This window comes from Flagellimonas sp. (assembly GCF_965222555.1).
GTDB lineage: Bacteria > Bacteroidota > Bacteroidia > Flavobacteriales > Flavobacteriaceae > Flagellimonas.
On sequence record NZ_CBDCUG010000005.1, the window covers coordinates 1,098,547 to 1,116,508 of the forward strand.

Sequence of the window (17,962 nt, forward strand, 5' to 3'; positions counted from 1 at the left end):
TTAAGAAATGTCACACTGAAAATTCCACGTTCTATTTTTTACCATTGCAACAACAGGAAAACAAGCAATAAGTTTTGGGCCTTCGCATTCAGATGTTGGACTTCTGAAATCAGAAAACGAACATCCGGTAACTACTTCATTAGCTTACTTTTTCACTAACTCATCATCGCCTGAAAATTCCAAATCCCAAACTCCAACAATTGAAGAATCCAACCCCGCACTTTTCTCTGACCTCTTTAAACTTCCACCCTTCACATTTTATTTTTCATCCACCATCAACAAAGATTTGTGAAATTAGTGCAATTCGTGTCGGCTAACCCCCAACTAAACTCCGTTCTCACTAAACACCCCTAAAGTCCCCTCAAGGGGACAATACCTTTTACATTGCCTCCTTTCCCAAATCCCAACAATCGAAGTATCCAACCACATACTTCGCACTTTCCCATACCTCTTTAACCTTTCGCCCTTCCCCTTTGACCCATCATCCATCACCACCATTAACTATCAACTTACAACTGGTAACAGCTAGCTAAAACCCCATCCATCAACCCAAACCGCGCATCCGTCAATTGGCAGCACTCTCCGTGCGCTTTTTACGCTTTCTTGGACTCCTTAATCTTTTAAAAAATCATTATCATGAAAAAGTACATCTACTTTTGTTTCCTGGCCCTAGGCCTAACCCTGCTGAGTTGCGGCAAGGACGATAGCCCCAAAACCGTGGTTGAAAACCCAGAGATCACCGGGTTTACCCCAGAAGAGGGGCCCGTGGGCACCGCCGTCACCATCAACGGAAAAAACTTTAGTACCACCGCTGCTGCCAATACCGTAAAGATCGGTACAACTGTGGCAACAGTCACCAGCGCCACGGCCACAAAACTTGTGGTCAAAGTCCCCGAAGGCGCCACAACAGGAAGGATAAGCGTAACCGTAGACGATTATACCTATTCCTCGGCAAAGACATTTACTGTTACTGAGATAGTACAACCCCTTAGTATTGTGCTCAACAAGAACGAAACAACACTTTACCCCTACGATACCTATATGGAGACCCTTTCGGTGACCTCTGATCTAGAGGGCAACACCTTGACCTGGGCCAGTGACGACGAGACCGTGGCCATTGTGGACCAGAACGGTGTGGTGACCCCCTTGAAGGTCGGTACAGCCAAGGTCACGGCAGCTGCAGGAGGCGGAACTGCTGAGTGTACGATAAATGTAGTGGACGGCCCTGTGACCAAACTGGAGCTGGATAAGACGGAACTGGAGCTGTTTACTGATGATACTGCAGTCCTTGAAATATCAGTTCTAGAGGCCGCTGTGGAAAGTACAAGTCCAGCGGTATGGAGCAGTGACAACGAGGGTGTTGCCACCGTGGATCAAGAGGGGAACATTGTGGCCATAGCTCCTGGTGAAGCCAACATCACCGCAACAGTGGACAATGAATCCGCTACCAGTGTCCTTACCGTAAACCCAAATTTCTATGTTGTGGGAGAGTCTAGCACTAATAACATATTTACAGCTATATTATGGAAGAATGGCCAACCCTCGGTTTTGTCCGATAATGCTAAGGCAAGATCTGTCTTTGTAAGTGATTCCAATATATATGTTGCCGGTTTTGGATCTGGCAATAATGGTGTCGAAGCCAAATTATGGGAGAACAACACTCCGCTAACTGTTTTTGGGTTCACTAAAGCACGTCCAAACTCAGTTTATGTGGAAGGGCAAAACGTATATATGGCAGGAAGCAGGGAAAGTAATAATGGGACATATGAGGCAATATTGTGGACAAATGGCGCAGCTACCACACTCTCTGATGGAACTAATGACGCATATGCAGAATCTGTTTTTGTAAGTGGGGAAGATGTGTATGTAGCTGGATATGAAATTGAAAACAATATAAGCGTCGCCAAAGTGTGGAAAAATGGTACGGAAGAAAAACTTTCAGATGGAATCAATGATGCATATGCATACTCCGTATATGTAGATGGGGAAGATGTTTATGTAGGGGGTAGTTTTGATGGAGAAGCCAGAATTTGGAAGAACGGCAGTAATTTGCAGCATATCATGAATCAAGGTTATGTGACCTCATTGGTTGTAAAAAACGAGCAGATATATGCCCTTAAAAATGAAGACGAAAGTATAACCGTATGGAAAAATGGAGGAGGACTTTATACTCTAACCAATGGAAGTAATGCTGCAGAAGGACAGTCTATTCAAGTATATGGAGAGGATGTTTACGTGGTTGGTTATGAGGCTAACAACAATGGTATAAAAGTCGCCAAAATGTGGAAAAACGATATCCCCACCGACTTGACCAATGGTGATGGTAATAATACCCATGCCTATTCCATTTTTATAAATTAAGTTTTTAGACAACAAAAGCTCCTCCCTCGTTATTGAGGAGTCGGCAATTAATAAAATTATAGGATTATACAATGTCAAGGCCCCTGTTCTTATGATAAGGCAGGGGCTTTACTATTTTGATGGTATCTTTTGCCCCTTGCAATTAAATCAAAACTCCATCCGTCAACCCAAACTGCATATCCGTCAATTGGCAGCACCCGCCATACACTTTTTGCACTTTCTTGAAAGTTCTAAACACTAAAAACCAATGTGTTATGAAAAAATATATCTACTTTTCATTCTTCACCCTTCTTTCTTTTAGTCTAATATTGATTTCCTGTGGCAAGGATGATAGCCCCAAAATCGTAGCTGAGAACCCAGAGATCACAGGGTTCACCCCAGAGGAGGGGCCCGTGGGTACCGCCGTTACCATAAACGGAAAAAACTTTAGTGCCACCGCAGCTGCCAATATCGTAAAGATTGGCACAACGGTTGTGCCCGTTACCAGTGCCACGGCCACAAAGCTTATGGTCACCATCCCCGAAGGCGCCACAACAGGAAGGATAAGCATCACCTTAGACGACTACACCTATTCCTCGGCAAAGACATTTACAGTTACAGAGGCAGAGCCCACGGCCATAACACTTAACAAAACCGAACTTGAACTTTTTACCTTGGATTCAGAGACTTTATCTATAGTTTCCGGGGCTGATGAGGGTGACACCATAACTTGGAGTTCCGCTGATGAAAACATTGCAACAATAGACGAGAACGGCATGATTACGGCCTTATCGGCCGGTTCAACAACCATCAAAGCAATGGTGGGTAATCTCCAAGCGAGCTGCGAGCTGTTGATAAAACCCAGTGTTTTTGCTGTGGGTTACGAAGTCATCAATGGTATTGAAGTATCTGTGATATGGAAAAATGGCAAACCAACAAACCTTACTGATGGTACCAAGCTTAGCGTTGCAACATCTGTATTTGTGTATGGCACAAATATTTATGTAAGTGGAATTGAATCAAACCAAAATAACCTGCCCTCGGCTAAAGTGTGGAAAAACGGAGAATCTTTATACACACTATCCGATGAAAACAACTATGGTGTGGCACATTCTATTTATGTTTTTGATGAAGAAATTTTTATAGCTGGTAGTGAAACTGATGAGGATGACATTGCAAATGCCACAATCTGGAAAAATGGAGTCACCTATGCAACACTATCTAACAATGATAATGACGGATCTTTAGCATCAGGAATCTTCGTAAACCAAACGAATATTTATACAGCAGGTCATAAAGAGAGCGAACAGAACATAGATGGCACTGCCAAATTATGGACAAACACTACTCAGGAAGATTTAACCGATGAGATTAACCATAGCAGAGCCCTCTCTGTATACGCAATTGGTTCTGATGTTTATGTTGCCGGTTATGAGGAAAATGAAAACGGGATGGACATTGCCAAAATTTGGATAAATGGTCAATCTACCGATCTAACCGATGGTTCTAAAGATGCTGAGGCACAATCAATATTTGTAATGGGACAGGATGTTTATGTAGCCGGCACATGTTATGGAGACGATGAGAGTTTAGATCAAGCTGTTGTCTGGAAAAATGGCGAACCTACCAATTTAGGAACGTCAGATTCTGCCGCATCTTCAGTTTATGTTTATGGCAATGATATTTATGTGGGAGGTGGTATATACCAAGGTGAGATTGTTAACGCCACTGTATGGAAAAATGGAGTGCCTTTAGAACTTGAACTTACGGAAGAAACCGAAGAATCAGCTGTTCTCTCCATTTTTGTAAAATAGTACATCCGATCAAAAAATAAAATCCGCAATTTGTTGATTGCGGATTTACTTTTCTTATTTTCTCTTGTAAAGCGGAACAGCCGAACAAGCCTCTCCGTACATTACACTTTTAGCCACTTGTTGCATTTTGGTCATGGCCATGATATAGGCATTTTCAGGAACAGGTTTGTTGGAACATCCTTTTATGATGACGGGTTTATCTTTAAATTCAGAATAGTCCAAACTATCCAAAACAGTTTGATAAAGCGAAGCTTCCAAATCCTCCAAACTGCCAATCACTACTTTTTTAGCGTATGAATTCAGTTTGGATGTCACCAACATAAAGGCCCATCCCGGGACAATGGCATCGGTGGAACAAGTCAAGGCTACATGTGCATCTTTATAAGAAGACCAGTCATGTTCTTCCAGAGCATTTCTGAATTCTTTTTCCCTTAAAATAATCCCTTCGTAGAGCCAATCTTTTATATCCAGTAATTCTCTTTTCCCTATTGGATATAGTTCCTCAAGATCAAAGGTTACCAGTTTACTTTGGGCTACTCTGTTTATTATTTCTTTTTCCATCTTGTCATTCCTGCGAAGGCAGGAATCCAATTAAAATAGCATACTCTATTAAACACTTCTACAAGCTCAGTGTGACATGGTTACAACATTCCCAACTCAAGCTTTGCCTCTTCGCTCATCAGCTCTTGGGTCCAAGGGGGATCAAAGGTGATTTCTACTTCAACATCCTTCAATTCATCCAAAGACTTCACTTTTTCCTCTACCTCAACAGGTAAAGTCTCTGCCACCGGACAATTTGGAGATGTCAAGGTCATTAAAATCTTCACATCATTATCTTCATTTACAAACACATCGTAAATCAATCCCAGTTCGTAAATGTCCACTGGTATTTCAGGATCGTAAATGGTCTTGAGCACCTTTACAATTTTCTCTCCGAGTTCTTGTGTATCTATTGTTATTTCCTTGCTCATTATTATTTCAGTTTAACTGTGTCTGATAAGCAATAGCGTACAATTTCAACTGCTTTACCATGCTCACCAAACCATTTGCGCGGGTGGGAGACAAGTGTTCCTTTAACCCGATCTCGTCAATAAAATCTGTATTGGCATCAATGATATCCTGTGGTTTTTGATTGCTGAAAGCACGGATTAAAATAGCAATTATCCCCTTTGTAATGATGGCATCGCTATCTGCCGTAAAAACCAATTTGTCATCATCCAGTTCAGCATGCACCCAGACCTTGCTTTGACACCCTTTTATAATATTGTCTTCCGTTTTGTATTGTTCCTCTATCAGCGGAAGGGATTTTCCAAGCTCGATCATATACTCATACCGCTGCATCCAGTCATCAAACATGGAAAACTCGTCTACAATTTCTTCCTGTATTTCTGTTATGGTCATTTATTCATTTTGTTCAAAAGTACAATTCGGACATTTGCTAATCAAACCTTTAAGAGAAAGATAACTTCTTGCTACAGTAGCATGTTTCTTGCTCTTTTTACCCCTTCAACCAAAGCATCTACCTCTTCTTTGGTATTGTAAAAGCTAAAACTTGCCCTTACCGTGCCCGGAATCTGATAAAAATCCATGATGGGTTGTGCACAGTGGTGCCCGGTACGTACTGCTATTCCCAATTTATCCAGAATTGTCCCAATATCATACGGGTGGATTCCTTCTATATTAAATGAAATGACCGAAGTCTTGCGTTCTGCCGTTCCATATATTTTTAATCCTTCAATGGTCAGTAATTGTTCCGTTGCGTACTGAACCAATTCATCCTCATAAGCGGTTAAGACCTCAAAACCAATGGAATTCATATAATCCAAAGCCGCTCCGAAAGCGATTCCACCACAAATATTTGGAGTACCTGCTTCAAATTTATGAGGGAGATCGGCATAGGTGGTCTTTTCAAAGGTCACCTCTTCAATCATTTCTCCACCACCTTGATAAGGGGGCAATTTCTTGAGCCATTCTTCTTTTCCATACAACATCCCCACACCGGTTGGACCACACATTTTATGTGCAGAAACCGTATAGAAATCCACATCCAATGCCTGCAAATCCGATTTTATATGTGCAGCGGCCTGTGCTCCATCAATTAATACTGCTGCACTTACTTTATGTGCTGCATCAATAATTTCTTCAATGGGATTAATGGTTCCCAAAGCGTTGGAGACATGGTTGCAGAAAACCAATTTGGTCTTCTTGGACAGCAACTTATGGTACGCTTCCATAATCAATTCCCCATTTTGGTTCATGGGAATGACTTTTAAAACTCCTCCGGTACGCTCACAAAGCATTTGCCAAGGCACAATATTGGAATGGTGTTCCATGGCAGAAACCAGGATCTCATCCCCTTCTTTTATAAAAGAAGAAAATCCGTTGGCCACCAAATTTATACTATGGGTAGTGCCAGAAGTCAAAATAACCTCATGGGGTTTTGCAATGTTGAAGTGCTTTTGGATTTTTCCTCTGGCCGCCTCATAAGCATCCGTAGCCTCTTGAGAAAGTGTATGTACACCTCTGTGGATATTGGCATTGTACTTATGGTAGTATTCCACAATAACATCAATCACCTGTTGCGGTGTTTGTGAAGTCGCAGCATTATCCAAATACACCAAAGGTTTTCCATTCACCAATCTGTTTAGAATGGGGAAATCCTCACGAATCGCATCAACATTAAGCTTATTTTCCAGAGTAATTTTATTTGTCATTTTGAACGAAGTGAAAAAGCTAAGGTTTTAGGGATTTCTCGCCTATCCTTCGACTATGCTCAGGATGACAGCTCGAAATGACACCAAATTATAATTCAAACCCCACGCGGACACCCAACTTATTGGCAATAATCTTATTGATTCTGGTCTTGAGCTCAGGAATGCGAACACTTTCCAATACATTATTGGCAAAGGCATACATTAACAGAGCCACAGCTTCCTTTTTGGGAATACCTCTGGACTGTAGGTAGAACAATGCATCTTCATCCAATTGCCCAATGGTACATCCGTGGGAGCATTTTACATCATCTGCAAAAATCTCCAACTGGGGTTTTGTGTTGATGGTGGCCTTGTCACTGATCAATATATTGTTGTTCTGCTGAAAGGCATTGGTCTTCTGCGCTATCTTGTCCACAATAATTTTTCCGTTGAAAACCCCTGTGGATTTCTCCCCAAAAATACCTTTGTAATCCTGATGGCTTTCACAATTGGGCTGCGCATGATGAACCAAAGTGTGATGATCAACATGTTGTTTTTCACCCAGAATTGTAACCCCTTTCAAGATAGAATCAATACGTTCACCGTTTTGGTAAAAATTGAGGTTGTTCCGTGTCAGTTTTCCTCCAAAGGAGAAGGTGTGCACACGAACCACACTGTTGTTTTTTTGTGAGATATACGTATTGTCGATCAATGAAGCATTGTCCCTATCGTTCTGCACCTTGTAGTAATCTACCATTGCATCTTTGGCGGCAAAGATTTCCGTCACGGAATTGGTGAACACTTCATTGTCGGTCAAGCTTTGATGACGTTCTATTATTTGCACCTCGGCGTTTTCCTCTACCACAACCAAATTTCTTGGCTGCAGCATTAAAGCTGCCTCATTGCCTGTAGCAAAATGTATAATTTGAATGGGCTTTCTTGGTGCTTTGTTCTTGGGGATATAGATATAGGCACCTTCCTTACTGAAAGCCGTGTTAAGCGTTGTCAACGATTCATCTTTGGAAGCCACCTTATTAAAATAAAGCTCAATGATCTGTCTGTACATTGGTTTGCTGAACGCAGCGCTCATCAAACAAACATCTACGCCATCATGTGTGGTTTCAGACAGGTAAGAACTGTAGACCCCATCTACAAATACAATCTTATAAGTATCAATTTCATGAAGGAAATATTTTTTGATATCCTTATAATCCAGCGTGTTTTCTTGCTTGGGAAAAACGCTAAAGTCCACCTTTTGAATACTATTCAATGAGGTATACTTCCAAGCCTCTTCCTTTTTGGATGGGAATCCTTTTGCTTCAAAATTTTTAATGGCCTCGGAACGTAATTCATGGACAGGATGGTCCAAGTCCACATTGTTCTCAAAAGCAATAAATGAAGAAAGTAATTTATCTTTTAAATCCATGTTTCTCTCTCGTTGTCATTCCTGCGAAGGCAGGAATCTATAAATAACAATTAAACTTTCCTATGGATTCCCATTTTCATGGGAATGACAAAGTGTTTATACTACCGTCTCCTGCTTTAACCAGTCGTATCCTTTTTCTTCTAATTCCAAAGCCAACTCTTTGGTTCCTGACTTTACAATTTTACCATCATGCAATACATGTACAAAATCTGGAACGATATATTCCAACAATCTTTGGTAGTGCGTTATCACGATAATGGCATTGTCTTTTCCACGCAATTTATTCACGCCATTGGCCACAATACGAAGTGCGTCAATATCCAATCCAGAATCAGTTTCATCCAAAATGGCCAACTTGGGTTCCAACATGGCCATCTGGAATATCTCATTTCTCTTTTTCTCCCCACCGGAGAATCCTTCATTTAGGGAGCGGGATAAAAATTTCCGGTCTATTTCCAACAAACTTGATTTCTCACGAATCAACTTCAACATTTGGTTGGCTGGCATATCTTCTAAGCCCCTTGCTTTCCTTGATTCATTGATTGCAGTTTTCATGAAGTTGGTCACCGTTACACCGGGAATCTCCACAGGGTACTGGAAGGAAAGAAATATTCCTTTATGTGATCGCTCTTCTGGAGCCAATTCTTCCAAATCCTCACCATTCAAAGCTATACTCCCCTTCTTTACCTCAAATTCTTCCTTTCCTGCAATTACGGATGCCAATGTACTTTTCCCAGATCCGTTAGGACCCATAATGGCATGTACTTCTCCCGCATTTACCTGAAGGTTGATTCCCTTCAATATTTTTTTATCCTCTACGCTAGCGTGTAAATTCTTGATTTCTAACATCGTGTTCTTCTTCAATATTATTTTAAATAGTTGGGTGCTTTGGGCAATTTTTCAAAGTCACCTTTGGCATGTTGTAAATAAACTTTTGCGCCTTTTTCTTTGGCAAAGGCCTCAAAAGCTGCCATACTTGCCTTGGTCTGAGCCACATCTGTATTAAAAATTGGCACTCTTTTGTGCTCTCTATTTTCATAAAAATGGTACATATCCCCCGTCAGGAGCAACGGACCATGTTCACCCAAATCCAGATACAATACCTGGTGACCTGGTGTATGCCCGGGCATGGATTTTATGACGACGCTTCCATCTCCAAAAACATCATGGTCTCCGTTAATTTTTTTAATGTTTTTCAACTCTTTAATGGCATTGTAATTATCCGCCCTGCTTTTTTGTGCTTCTTCGTTGGCTACAAAATCGTATTCAGGTTCTTGAACTATCCAAGTTGATCCCGAAAATACATTGGCATGCCCCGTATGGTCAAAATGGGTATGGGACAATGAGATAAAATCAATGTCTTCTACTTTCAATCCTATGCTTGCCAATTGGTTGGCCACAGAATCCTTTCTGGAAACCGTAAAAGCACCATCTGGTGATGTAAAAGGTTCTGGCTGCCCAACCAAACCTTCTGGAAGACCTGCATCCCACATCAAATTTCCATTGGGATGGCTAATAACATAAAACGCATCAGCAAATTCTTTGGATTGACCGGTGTAAGTAGTGTCCTGTGAAAAAAGTTCCAGTTTGTTGGCTACAACTGTCCCACCACTAAACGTATACAACTTAACCTCTGGTTTGGCAGCCTCTGTGGTTTTCTCCTCAGTAGTATCGGCTTCTTTTTTCGTTTGTTTACAGCTTGTTATTGCTGCAAGTGTTATTATAAGTAGTAGTAGTTTTTTCATTTTGTTGTTTTTATTGAAAACTCCCCTAAAGTCCCGTCGAGGGACAATCCAATTTTATCCAACTGAGCCCTCAAGGCTTATTTCCAATAATTTTTGGGCTTCTACCGCAAACTCCATGGGGAGTTTGTTCAATACCTCCTTACTAAATCCATTTACGATCAACGCAATGGCCTTTTCGGTATCAATCCCGCGTTGGTTACAATAGAAAATCTGGTCCTCACCAATTTTACTGGTGGTAGCCTCATGTTCTATTTGGGCCGACTTGTTTTTTGCTTCTATATAGGGAAAAGTGTGCGCACCACATTTGTTTCCCATCAACAATGAATCACATTGCGAAAAGTTCCGCGCGTTTTCCGCTCTGCTATTTACCTGAACCAATCCGCGATAACTGTTCTGGGACTGTCCGGCAGAAATTCCTTTGGAAATAATGGTACTCTTGGTGTTTTTGCCCAAGTGAATCATTTTGGTTCCCGTATCCGCTTGTTGAAAGTTGTTGGTCACCGCAATGGAATAAAATTCGCCAATGGAGTTATCTCCCTTCAATACACAAGAAGGGTATTTCCAAGTTACTGCAGATCCAGTTTCAACCTGTGTCCATGAAATCTTGGCATTCTTCTCGCAAATGCCTCTCTTGGTCACAAAATTGAATACTCCACCTTTACCATCTTTATCCCCTGGGAACCAATTCTGAACCGTGGAGTATTTTATCTCGGCATCATCCAATGCAATCAACTCAACAACTGCGGCATGCAATTGGTTTTCATCTCTAGATGGTGCAGTACATCCTTCCAAATAGCTCACATAACTTCCCTCATCCGCAATTACAAGGGTTCTTTCAAACTGACCTGTTCCTGCTTGATTGATTCGGAAGTAAGTGGATAATTCCATAGGACATCGTACCCCCTTTGGAATGTAGCAAAACGATCCGTCAGAAAACACGGCCGAGTTTAAAGCGGCATAAAAATTATCTTTTTGAGGCACCACTGTACCGATATATTTTTTGACCAGCTCGGGGTGTTCTTGAATGGCTTCTGAAATGGAACAGAAAATGATTCCTTTTTCAGCTAAAGTCTTTTTGAAGGTTGTGGCAACTGAAACCGAATCCATAACAATGTCCACGGCCACCCCTGCCAGTTTCTTTTGTTCATCCAGGGATATTCCCAACCTTTTGAAGGTGTCCAACAACTCGGGATCTACCTCATCCAAACTATTGTATTTGGGTTTTTTGTTTGGGGCAGAATAATAGGAAATGTCTTGAAAGTTGGGTTTCTGGTAAGTGACATTGGCCCATTCCGGTTCCTCCATTTCCTTCCAGGCCCTAAAGGACTCCAAGCGCCATTCCGTCATCCATTCCGGCTCCTGCTTCTTTTGTGAAATGGCAATTACGATATCCTCACTTAACCCTTTTGGAAAGGTTTCGGATTCAATATCGGTATAGAAACCATATTCATACTCCTTGGTTTCCAGTTCTTTTTTTAATTCTTCCTCTGTATAAGCCATACTTTTTCAATTCGTCAATGACCAATGGTCGATCAACAATTTATAATGAAAAACTCTCTCCGCAACCGCAGGTTCGTTGTGCATTTGGATTGTTGAAAACAAATCCTTTCCCGTTCAATCCTCCGGAATATTCCAAAGTGGTACCAACCAGATATAAAAAGCTTTTTTTATCGACAATGATACGTACTGCATTATCTTCAAAAACTTTATCTGTATCTGTGGCGGTTTTATCAAAATTCAGTTCATATGACAATCCGCTGCAACCTCCACTTTTTACCCCTACTCGCACAAAGTCCGTAGTTGCATCAAAGCCCTCCTCAGTCATCAAAGTCACCACTTTTTGCTTGGCAGTTTCTGAAACTTTAATCATTCTTACTTGGATTTAGTCTAAATAGCTTACAAATATATGGTATAAGTAGGGTTTTACCATATTTCCTAACATTATAATAACGAATGGTTGAATAGGGGTTATCTATGGAAGAAAGGGTTATTTGATTTTGATGACCACAAGGTCGGTCATCCCTTTGGATTCAACTTCAGAAAAATCCTCGCTGGCCGTTTCACCCACTAAAATTAGACTCCCCTCTGCATTTTGAATTGCATCAAAACCATAGTCCAAACCAGAACCTCCAAATGTCTTTTGATATTCAATGGCTCCCTGGGCATCCGTTTTGATTATCCAGAGGTCATTTTCTCCTTGGTTTTCAGTGGCATCGCCATCTGAACTTTTAGAATTTCCAGCTATGACAAAGCCTCCATCGGCGGTTAGTCCAATTCCCCTTGCAGCATCAAATGCAGTTCCACCATATGTCTTTTCCCAAACCAAGTTTCCATTAGTATCAATTTTGATGAGCCAAACATCTGATTCGCCATTGTTTTTTGAAATATCTGTATCGGTACTAAAAGTATTTCCCGCAATCACATATCCTCCATCGTTGGTTTTTACTATGTCATAGGCTTTGTCAATTCCGCTGCCTCCAAAGGATTTCTCCCAGAGCAATTCTCCTTTATCACTTACTTTGATTACCCAAAAGTCATAGCTCCCATTTGGGTTTTTAATATCAAAATCGTTGCTTTCCGAGGCTCCTGTCAATACAAACGAACCGTCATTTGCCTGCACCACCCCAAAAGAACGATCATTGTTGGTGCCTCCAAAATACCTCCGCCATTGTAGATTTCCATTTGCATCGAGTTTTGTGCCCCAAAATTCCCCCACACCATGGCGCGTGAGATAGCTTCCTTTTCCATCGTTTCCATTTCCTCCGGAGGAGGTCACATCTAAAAATCCAGAAAAGAAAAACCCACCATCCGCTGTCTGAATCACATCATAAGAATGATCATGGCCAGAAAAGCCAAAACTCTTTTCCCATAAAATGTTTCCGCTGACATCAAGTCGTAAAATCCAATTATCATGAAACCCTTCATTGTTGCTTCCATCCCCATCGTCGCTCATGGCATATCCTACAATGGCAAAGCCGCCATCCGCGGTTTGGATCACAGATTGTCCACGATCATCCTTGCTCCCCCCATAGGTTTTGTTCCATTGCAGGTTTCCATCGGCATCCAATTTCAACAGCCAATAGTCATTCACATCGGTGGCCTTTCCAGTGATATCTCCATCAGTGCTATTGCTAAACCCCAATACAGCATACCCACCATCAGTGGTTTGAATCACTTTTTGGGCAGTATCTTCACCCGAGCCTCCATAGTTTTTAATCCAATCTACTTCTCCTATAAAAATTACCTCTGGTATCTGTTCTGTTGGCTCTACATCTGTGCTACACGACAAAGCAAAAGCAACTATAAAAAAGCCAAATATCCTTTTCATTATCAATCTGCTTAATTTGATTTTTGAATTACAAACAGTCCTGAGTTGATGTCATTTAAAATGATTTTTCCACTTTGGAAAAATGGGTAGACACTCCAAACACCATTGAAGCCGGCCGTATTACCAGCTGGGTAGGAATCAAAAAAAGCTTTCTCCGTAATATTTTCGTTTGCAATATCCGAAATATCCAACACGCGCAAGCCAGCCGTGTAGTTGGCGAGGAAAAATTCATCTCCAACTACATATCCATTATGATCAATGGCACCGGTTGGGCCCAAATAAGTGGTATGCAAAACAGGATTGTCCAAGTCCATAAAATCGAAAACAAGGGTTCTGGAATTAAAACCAAAATCTGTTTCATCCAGTTCATCCCCTAAAATGAAAAATCGCTGATCTTCCGTAAACCATCCCTGATGGGTGTATCCAATATTACTATAGCCCAATGTTTGTATTTCTGTGGGTGAGGACTTGTCCGTAATATCCACAATGGCAATTTGGTTTTCGTTGGCGCCTATAAAGATCTCACGCCCTGTATAATCAGTATCCGGACCATTGTAAGTCACAACTTGAGCATCATGGGTATACCCGTTTGCGCCATATCCTCCCACTCCGTTTGGACTAGTTGGATTTTGGATATTAACAAAATGGACTCCTCCGTTGAATGCATCATTTCTAGCTGTTCCAACAGCATACGCAAAACCCATCTCCTCATTGATCACAACATTATGCGCATTTCCAAATCCTGTGTATCGAGCATCCGTTGTAAATGCTTCTGGAGGGTTGGCTACATTTCTCAATCTTTTTAGGTCAAAAATCTGCATGCCATGGTTCTCAGCTTCAGCAACAATAAAAGCGTAATCACCATACACCTTAACATCTCTCCATGAGCTAGCAGTTGTAGCGGTTGGTAATTTTCCTAAATAAACAGGATTATCGGTATCTGTAACCTCAACAAATGCAGTTCCATTATCCAACCCTATTATCGCATATTCATTGTTAGTAGTGGAATCTGTCCATCCCCAAATGTCATTGCCTTTTGATGCCCCAAAAGCGTCAAGGTTCATTTGAAGCAACAAGTCGTACCCACTACAGGGATAAATGGATGCCATCCCATTTTGGCAAGGTGTGCTTCCCCGTTCTATAGCACCTGTGCCCAGGTTAATTGCATTTCCATTATTGTTATCTCCGGAATCGTTGTCTACTCCATTGTCGCTTGAGCATCCAAAAATTGCAAAAGCCATTAGAAGCATTAATAGCGTAGGTTTCAACATTATATAGCAATTTTAAGTTTCTATTAAAGATACAATTTATAATTATCCTGTTTATTTTTGCCGAATGATCGAAGACAAGAATCCACAACGGACAGCACTGGAAAATATAGGTGAATTTGGGCTGATAAAGCATTTGACCCAGCATTTTGAACTAGAGCATGAATCCTCTTTAAAGGGAATTGGTGATGATGCGGCTGTGCTTGATTTTAAAGATAAGAAAGCAATTATCTCAACGGATATGTTGGTGGAAGGTGTACATTTTGACCTTAGCTATATGCCATTGAAACATTTGGGATATAAATCTGTAATTGTAAACCTATCTGATATCTATGCCATGAATGCCAGGGCTACTCAAATAACAGTTTCCATTGCCGTTTCCAACAGATTTCCTTTGGAAGCGCTTGAGGAATTTTATGAAGGTGTGGCTATGGCCTGTAAAATGTACAAAGTTGATTTGGTTGGAGGGGATACTACTTCATCTACCAAGGGAATGATCATTAGCGTTACCGCAATTGGTGTTGCCAATGAAACTGACATAGTATACCGAAGTAATGCAAAACCAAATGACCTTTTGGTGGTAACCGGAGATCTGGGTGGTGCTTACTTGGGCCTTCAGGTTTTGGACCGGGAGAAAGAGGTCTTCAAAGTGAATCCCAACAATCAGCCCGATCTAGAACCCTACTCCTACATCGTGGAGCGTCAACTGAAACCGGAAGCTCGAAAAGATATTGTTGAATTATTGGAAAAACTGGAAGTGAAACCCACTTCCATGATTGATATTAGTGATGGGCTCTCTTCAGAGATTCTACATTTGTGCAATCAAAGCGAAGTGGCTTGCAATCTTTTTGAGGATAAAATCCCATTGGACCCAACGGTCATATCTGCTTCGGAGGAATTTAAAATGGACTCTACCATGATCGCTTTGAGCGGGGGAGAAGATTATGAGCTGTTATTTACCATTGATCAAAAAGATTTTGACAAGATAAAGGGCAATCCCAACTTAACCGTAATCGGTCATATTGCCCCAAAAGAAGAAGGAGTCCATTTAATTACTAGGGCAAATACCAAAATTGCCTTGACCGCACAAGGTTGGAATTCATTTACTTCATAAAAAATCCCGAAAACCAAGAGCATAGCCTTTTATGCGGTCTTGGGGCACTGGACTGCATAGGGCCGGTTGCTTACTTGATTCCGGGATAAGCTTAAAAATCAGTACGTCTATAATAGCTAAGATCAGGCCACGTGCTGTACGTGCCTGTTCTGTCTCTTGCGATACATATCTTCCAGAGTACTGTTGATGTCTTGCATCTGTGGCGTCAATGCAGAAAGTTTACCACTTACATCTGTGGTAACTTCTTTTTGACAGTGTAGACATTTGTACTCTTTAATGTGTTGTGTTACCCTTTTGGATACTACATAATGATGTCCAAATAAGTTGCAGAAGAAAGAAGAAAATTTGTTGCCATGTTGGGTAGAGGATGTTTTCATAAGTTGGGTTTTGTTTGGGGAAGCATTGGCTACGATTTGGGGATCGAATAATGCTAAAACATTATCTGTAATTTTATTTTATACGACCGGTATTTTAGGTTATACTTTACTTATGCAACGCCTGTTGATAACTTTTTATTTTATTGTTGATTTCGGAAAGGTGTTTTTTCGATGAAATGCACGTTCATCGACATAAAGTTGGATTACTTCGCCGAAATACAACATCGAAATATAATATTTTGATTTATTTTAACAAAAAATTATTAACACTTTATGAACAGAAAAATTGTTGCCGTAACCGCTTTTGCTCTTTTTTCGTTATTCTTCGGAGCAGGGAATTTGATTCTTCCCCCACAATTAGGTTTTAAATCTGGCAACCTCTGGTGGGTAGTTGCTTTTGGGTTTTGCCTTTCAGCAGTTCTCATTCCTATATTGGGTATACTGGCACATGCCAAATTGCAAGGCACGATGTTTGATTTTGCCAAAAAAGTGTCTCCAACATTCAGCTTGGTGTATTGCTATATTGTCTACGCCATTTCCATAGCTCTGCCTTCTCCAAGAACCGCATCGGTAACCCATGAAATGGCCATACAACCTATTTGGGACTCATCCTATCTGCTCACGAGCATCATTTACTTTGCCCTGGTCTACGTTTTTGTGGTGAACCGATCCAAGATTCTGGATGTTATTGGCAAGTTTCTAACTCCAGGTATTCTGATCGTTTTGTTGCTAATCATAGGTGCGACCATTTTCAATCTTGATTTCACGTTTGGTCCTACTGAGTTCAAAAGTCCATTCAGCCATGGTATTTTAGAAGGCTACCAAACTTTTGATGCCATTGGTGCCGTGGTGGTTGGCGGCGTGATTATTATTTCCATTAATCTAAAGGAAACCTCCACCTCTTATGAAGTCAAGAAAAGCTTAATCCGAAAAGCGGGATGGATGGCCGGACTTGGCCTGTTCTTGATTTACACTGGGCTTATTATTACCGGAGCCTTGTTCCACGATTCCTTTGATGCTGATGTGTCCCGCACATCCATTTTAAGCGGCATTAGCACGGAGACGTTGGGTAATACTGCTAATTTAGGGTTGAGTATTTTGGTAGGGTTGGCTTGCTTTACCACAGCCGTGGGCATTATTACCGGAACTGCAGATTTTATAAAAGGGCGCTTTAACGATTCCAGATTGGCATACACCATAACCACCATTATTGGTTGTGTATTAGGGGTTTTGGTGGGTCAATTTAATGTTGGGTACATTATTGCTGTTGCTATTCCTGCACTCATGTTCATCTATCCTATTACCATTGTTCTGATCTTGCTGAACGTAGTACCGGACAAATACGCCTCTCCTAAAATTTTTAAATGGGTGGTAACCGCCACAATATTATTTAGCATTCCGGACTTTTTGGGAAGCATTGGTCATGCGGGTGCAATCTCTTCCCTTGCCGCTTGGATTCCCTTAAGGGAATACCATCTGGGGTGGGTATTGCCAGCTTTGGTGGTTTTTATTTTAGGAAATTTAGTGGCGCAAAAAAGGGCATGATCGTTGTTATAGGATTAGTAGCATAAAGACCTTGTTGTGATGTTAAAATACAAAATACCACACTAGTATAATTAAGAATACTGCAGAGATGAAACAGCAGCCTGCCAATTTACCTTTATCAATTAGATTTAACTTTTTTTGATACTTAATGGCATTTTTTTGTATTAAAAAGTATCCTTTCCAAGTATCCTTGGGAGCGGACATTATCCAGTTTTTACCACAAGAAGAACATCTATAACGCTCTTCGAAATTAAATACATTTAACTCATCTTCATCGTCAATGTCAAATATTTCGACCTTGCCGGCACTTAC

General features: G+C 41.0%; 16 protein-coding genes. 4 read left to right on the plus strand and 12 right to left on the minus strand.

Annotated elements, in window-relative coordinates; all coding sequences use genetic code 11:
• Positions 1–636 precede the first annotated feature (636 nt).
• Both ACOQO1_RS13330 and ACOQO1_RS13335 read left to right on the plus strand, forming a co-directional pair.
• Entirely contained in the window at positions 637–2,361 is a 1,725-nt protein-coding gene (locus ACOQO1_RS13330) for an Ig-like domain-containing protein (protein ID WP_420603376.1), read from the plus strand.
• 254 nt (positions 2,362–2,615) lie between these two features.
• Positions 2,616–4,154 (plus strand): IPT/TIG domain-containing protein, encoded by a 1,539-nt coding sequence (locus ACOQO1_RS13335; RefSeq protein WP_420603377.1) that lies wholly within the window; start codon positions 2,616–2,618, stop codon positions 4,152–4,154.
• 54 nt (positions 4,155–4,208) lie between these two features.
• Here ACOQO1_RS13335 and ACOQO1_RS13340 read toward each other — a convergent pair whose 3' ends face one another.
• From ACOQO1_RS13340 to ACOQO1_RS13390, 11 genes are all read right to left on the minus strand, one after another.
• A complete protein-coding gene (locus ACOQO1_RS13340) occupies positions 4,209–4,715 on the minus strand; it encodes a DUF2480 family protein (protein ID WP_420603378.1) in 507 nt (168 codons plus the stop codon).
• Between the two features lie 80 nt (positions 4,716–4,795).
• Positions 4,796–5,125 carry an SUF system Fe-S cluster assembly protein gene (locus ACOQO1_RS13345; RefSeq protein WP_420603379.1) on the minus strand — a complete coding sequence of 110 codons (330 nt, stop codon included), beginning with the start codon at positions 5,123–5,125 and terminating at the stop codon, positions 4,796–4,798.
• A 7-nt stretch (positions 5,126–5,132) separates the two neighbouring features.
• Positions 5,133–5,555 (minus strand): SufE family protein, encoded by a 423-nt coding sequence (locus tag ACOQO1_RS13350; protein WP_420603380.1) that lies wholly within the window; start codon positions 5,553–5,555, stop codon positions 5,133–5,135.
• A 71-nt stretch (positions 5,556–5,626) separates the two neighbouring features.
• Positions 5,627–6,868, minus strand: coding sequence for an aminotransferase class V-fold PLP-dependent enzyme (locus ACOQO1_RS13355; protein WP_420603381.1), 1,242 nt, complete (start codon positions 6,866–6,868; stop codon positions 5,627–5,629).
• Between the two features lie 88 nt (positions 6,869–6,956).
• Positions 6,957–8,273, minus strand: coding sequence for a Fe-S cluster assembly protein SufD (sufD, locus tag ACOQO1_RS13360; RefSeq protein ID WP_420603382.1), 1,317 nt, complete (start codon positions 8,271–8,273; stop codon positions 6,957–6,959).
• A 96-nt stretch (positions 8,274–8,369) separates the two neighbouring features.
• Entirely contained in the window at positions 8,370–9,122 is a 753-nt protein-coding gene (sufC, locus tag ACOQO1_RS13365) for a Fe-S cluster assembly ATPase SufC (protein WP_420603383.1), read from the minus strand.
• Between the two features lie 17 nt (positions 9,123–9,139).
• A complete protein-coding gene (locus ACOQO1_RS13370) occupies positions 9,140–10,018 on the minus strand; it encodes an N-acyl homoserine lactonase family protein (RefSeq protein WP_420603384.1) in 879 nt (292 codons plus the stop codon).
• 54 nt (positions 10,019–10,072) lie between these two features.
• On the minus strand, positions 10,073–11,518 hold the full coding sequence (gene sufB, locus ACOQO1_RS13375) for a Fe-S cluster assembly protein SufB (RefSeq protein WP_420603385.1): 1,446 nt from the start codon (positions 11,516–11,518) through the stop codon (positions 10,073–10,075).
• A gap of 40 nt (positions 11,519–11,558) precedes the next feature.
• The gene (locus tag ACOQO1_RS13380; protein ID WP_420603386.1) at positions 11,559–11,888 is read right to left on the minus strand and encodes a HesB/IscA family protein; all 330 of its coding nucleotides are present in this window, start codon (positions 11,886–11,888) and stop codon (positions 11,559–11,561) included.
• A 117-nt stretch (positions 11,889–12,005) separates the two neighbouring features.
• A complete protein-coding gene (locus ACOQO1_RS13385; RefSeq protein ID WP_420603387.1) occupies positions 12,006–13,346 on the minus strand; it encodes a hypothetical protein in 1,341 nt (446 codons plus the stop codon).
• An 11-nt stretch (positions 13,347–13,357) separates the two neighbouring features.
• Positions 13,358–14,617, minus strand: coding sequence for a choice-of-anchor B family protein (locus ACOQO1_RS13390; protein ID WP_420603388.1), 1,260 nt, complete (start codon positions 14,615–14,617; stop codon positions 13,358–13,360).
• Between the two features lie 64 nt (positions 14,618–14,681).
• On the opposite strand from ACOQO1_RS13390, the gene thiL reads away from it, so the two are divergent.
• Entirely contained in the window at positions 14,682–15,728 is a 1,047-nt protein-coding gene (gene thiL / locus ACOQO1_RS13395) for a thiamine-phosphate kinase (protein WP_420603389.1), read from the plus strand.
• A 122-nt stretch (positions 15,729–15,850) separates the two neighbouring features.
• Here the strand turns inward: thiL and ACOQO1_RS13400 are convergent, their stop codons facing one another.
• Positions 15,851–16,105 (minus strand): hypothetical protein, encoded by a 255-nt coding sequence (locus ACOQO1_RS13400; RefSeq protein ID WP_420603390.1) that lies wholly within the window; start codon positions 16,103–16,105, stop codon positions 15,851–15,853.
• A gap of 273 nt (positions 16,106–16,378) precedes the next feature.
• On the opposite strand from ACOQO1_RS13400, the gene brnQ reads away from it, so the two are divergent.
• On the plus strand, positions 16,379–17,650 hold the full coding sequence (gene brnQ, locus ACOQO1_RS13405) for a branched-chain amino acid transport system II carrier protein (protein WP_420603391.1): 1,272 nt from the start codon (positions 16,379–16,381) through the stop codon (positions 17,648–17,650).
• Positions 17,651–17,962 lie beyond the last annotated feature (312 nt).

What these genes read in the sequence shown, in the direction of transcription:
- ACOQO1_RS13330 (WP_420603376.1), top strand. Translation starts at nt 637, where the DNA reads ATGAAAAAGTACATCTACTTTTGTTTCCTGGCCCTAGGCCTAACCCTG.
- ACOQO1_RS13335 (WP_420603377.1), top strand. Translation starts at nt 2,616, where the DNA reads ATGAAAAAATATATCTACTTTTCATTCTTCACCCTTCTTTCTTTTAGT.
- ACOQO1_RS13340 (WP_420603378.1), bottom strand. Translation starts at nt 4,715, where the DNA reads ATGGAAAAAGAAATAATAAACAGAGTAGCCCAAAGTAAACTGGTAACC.
- ACOQO1_RS13345 (WP_420603379.1), bottom strand. Translation starts at nt 5,125, where the DNA reads ATGAGCAAGGAAATAACAATAGATACACAAGAACTCGGAGAGAAAATT.
- ACOQO1_RS13350 (WP_420603380.1), bottom strand. Translation starts at nt 5,555, where the DNA reads ATGACCATAACAGAAATACAGGAAGAAATTGTAGACGAGTTTTCCATG.
- ACOQO1_RS13355 (WP_420603381.1), bottom strand. Translation starts at nt 6,868, where the DNA reads ATGACAAATAAAATTACTCTGGAAAATAAGCTTAATGTTGATGCGATT.
- sufD (WP_420603382.1), bottom strand. Translation starts at nt 8,273, where the DNA reads ATGGATTTAAAAGATAAATTACTTTCTTCATTTATTGCTTTTGAGAAC.
- sufC (WP_420603383.1), bottom strand. Translation starts at nt 9,122, where the DNA reads ATGTTAGAAATCAAGAATTTACACGCTAGCGTAGAGGATAAAAAAATA.
- ACOQO1_RS13370 (WP_420603384.1), bottom strand. Translation starts at nt 10,018, where the DNA reads ATGAAAAAACTACTACTACTTATAATAACACTTGCAGCAATAACAAGC.
- sufB (WP_420603385.1), bottom strand. Translation starts at nt 11,518, where the DNA reads ATGGCTTATACAGAGGAAGAATTAAAAAAAGAACTGGAAACCAAGGAG.
- ACOQO1_RS13380 (WP_420603386.1), bottom strand. Translation starts at nt 11,888, where the DNA reads ATGATTAAAGTTTCAGAAACTGCCAAGCAAAAAGTGGTGACTTTGATG.
- ACOQO1_RS13385 (WP_420603387.1), bottom strand. Translation starts at nt 13,346, where the DNA reads ATGAAAAGGATATTTGGCTTTTTTATAGTTGCTTTTGCTTTGTCGTGT.
- ACOQO1_RS13390 (WP_420603388.1), bottom strand. Translation starts at nt 14,617, where the DNA reads ATGTTGAAACCTACGCTATTAATGCTTCTAATGGCTTTTGCAATTTTT.
- thiL (WP_420603389.1), top strand. Translation starts at nt 14,682, where the DNA reads ATGATCGAAGACAAGAATCCACAACGGACAGCACTGGAAAATATAGGT.
- ACOQO1_RS13400 (WP_420603390.1), bottom strand. Translation starts at nt 16,105, where the DNA reads ATGAAAACATCCTCTACCCAACATGGCAACAAATTTTCTTCTTTCTTC.
- brnQ (WP_420603391.1), top strand. Translation starts at nt 16,379, where the DNA reads ATGAACAGAAAAATTGTTGCCGTAACCGCTTTTGCTCTTTTTTCGTTA.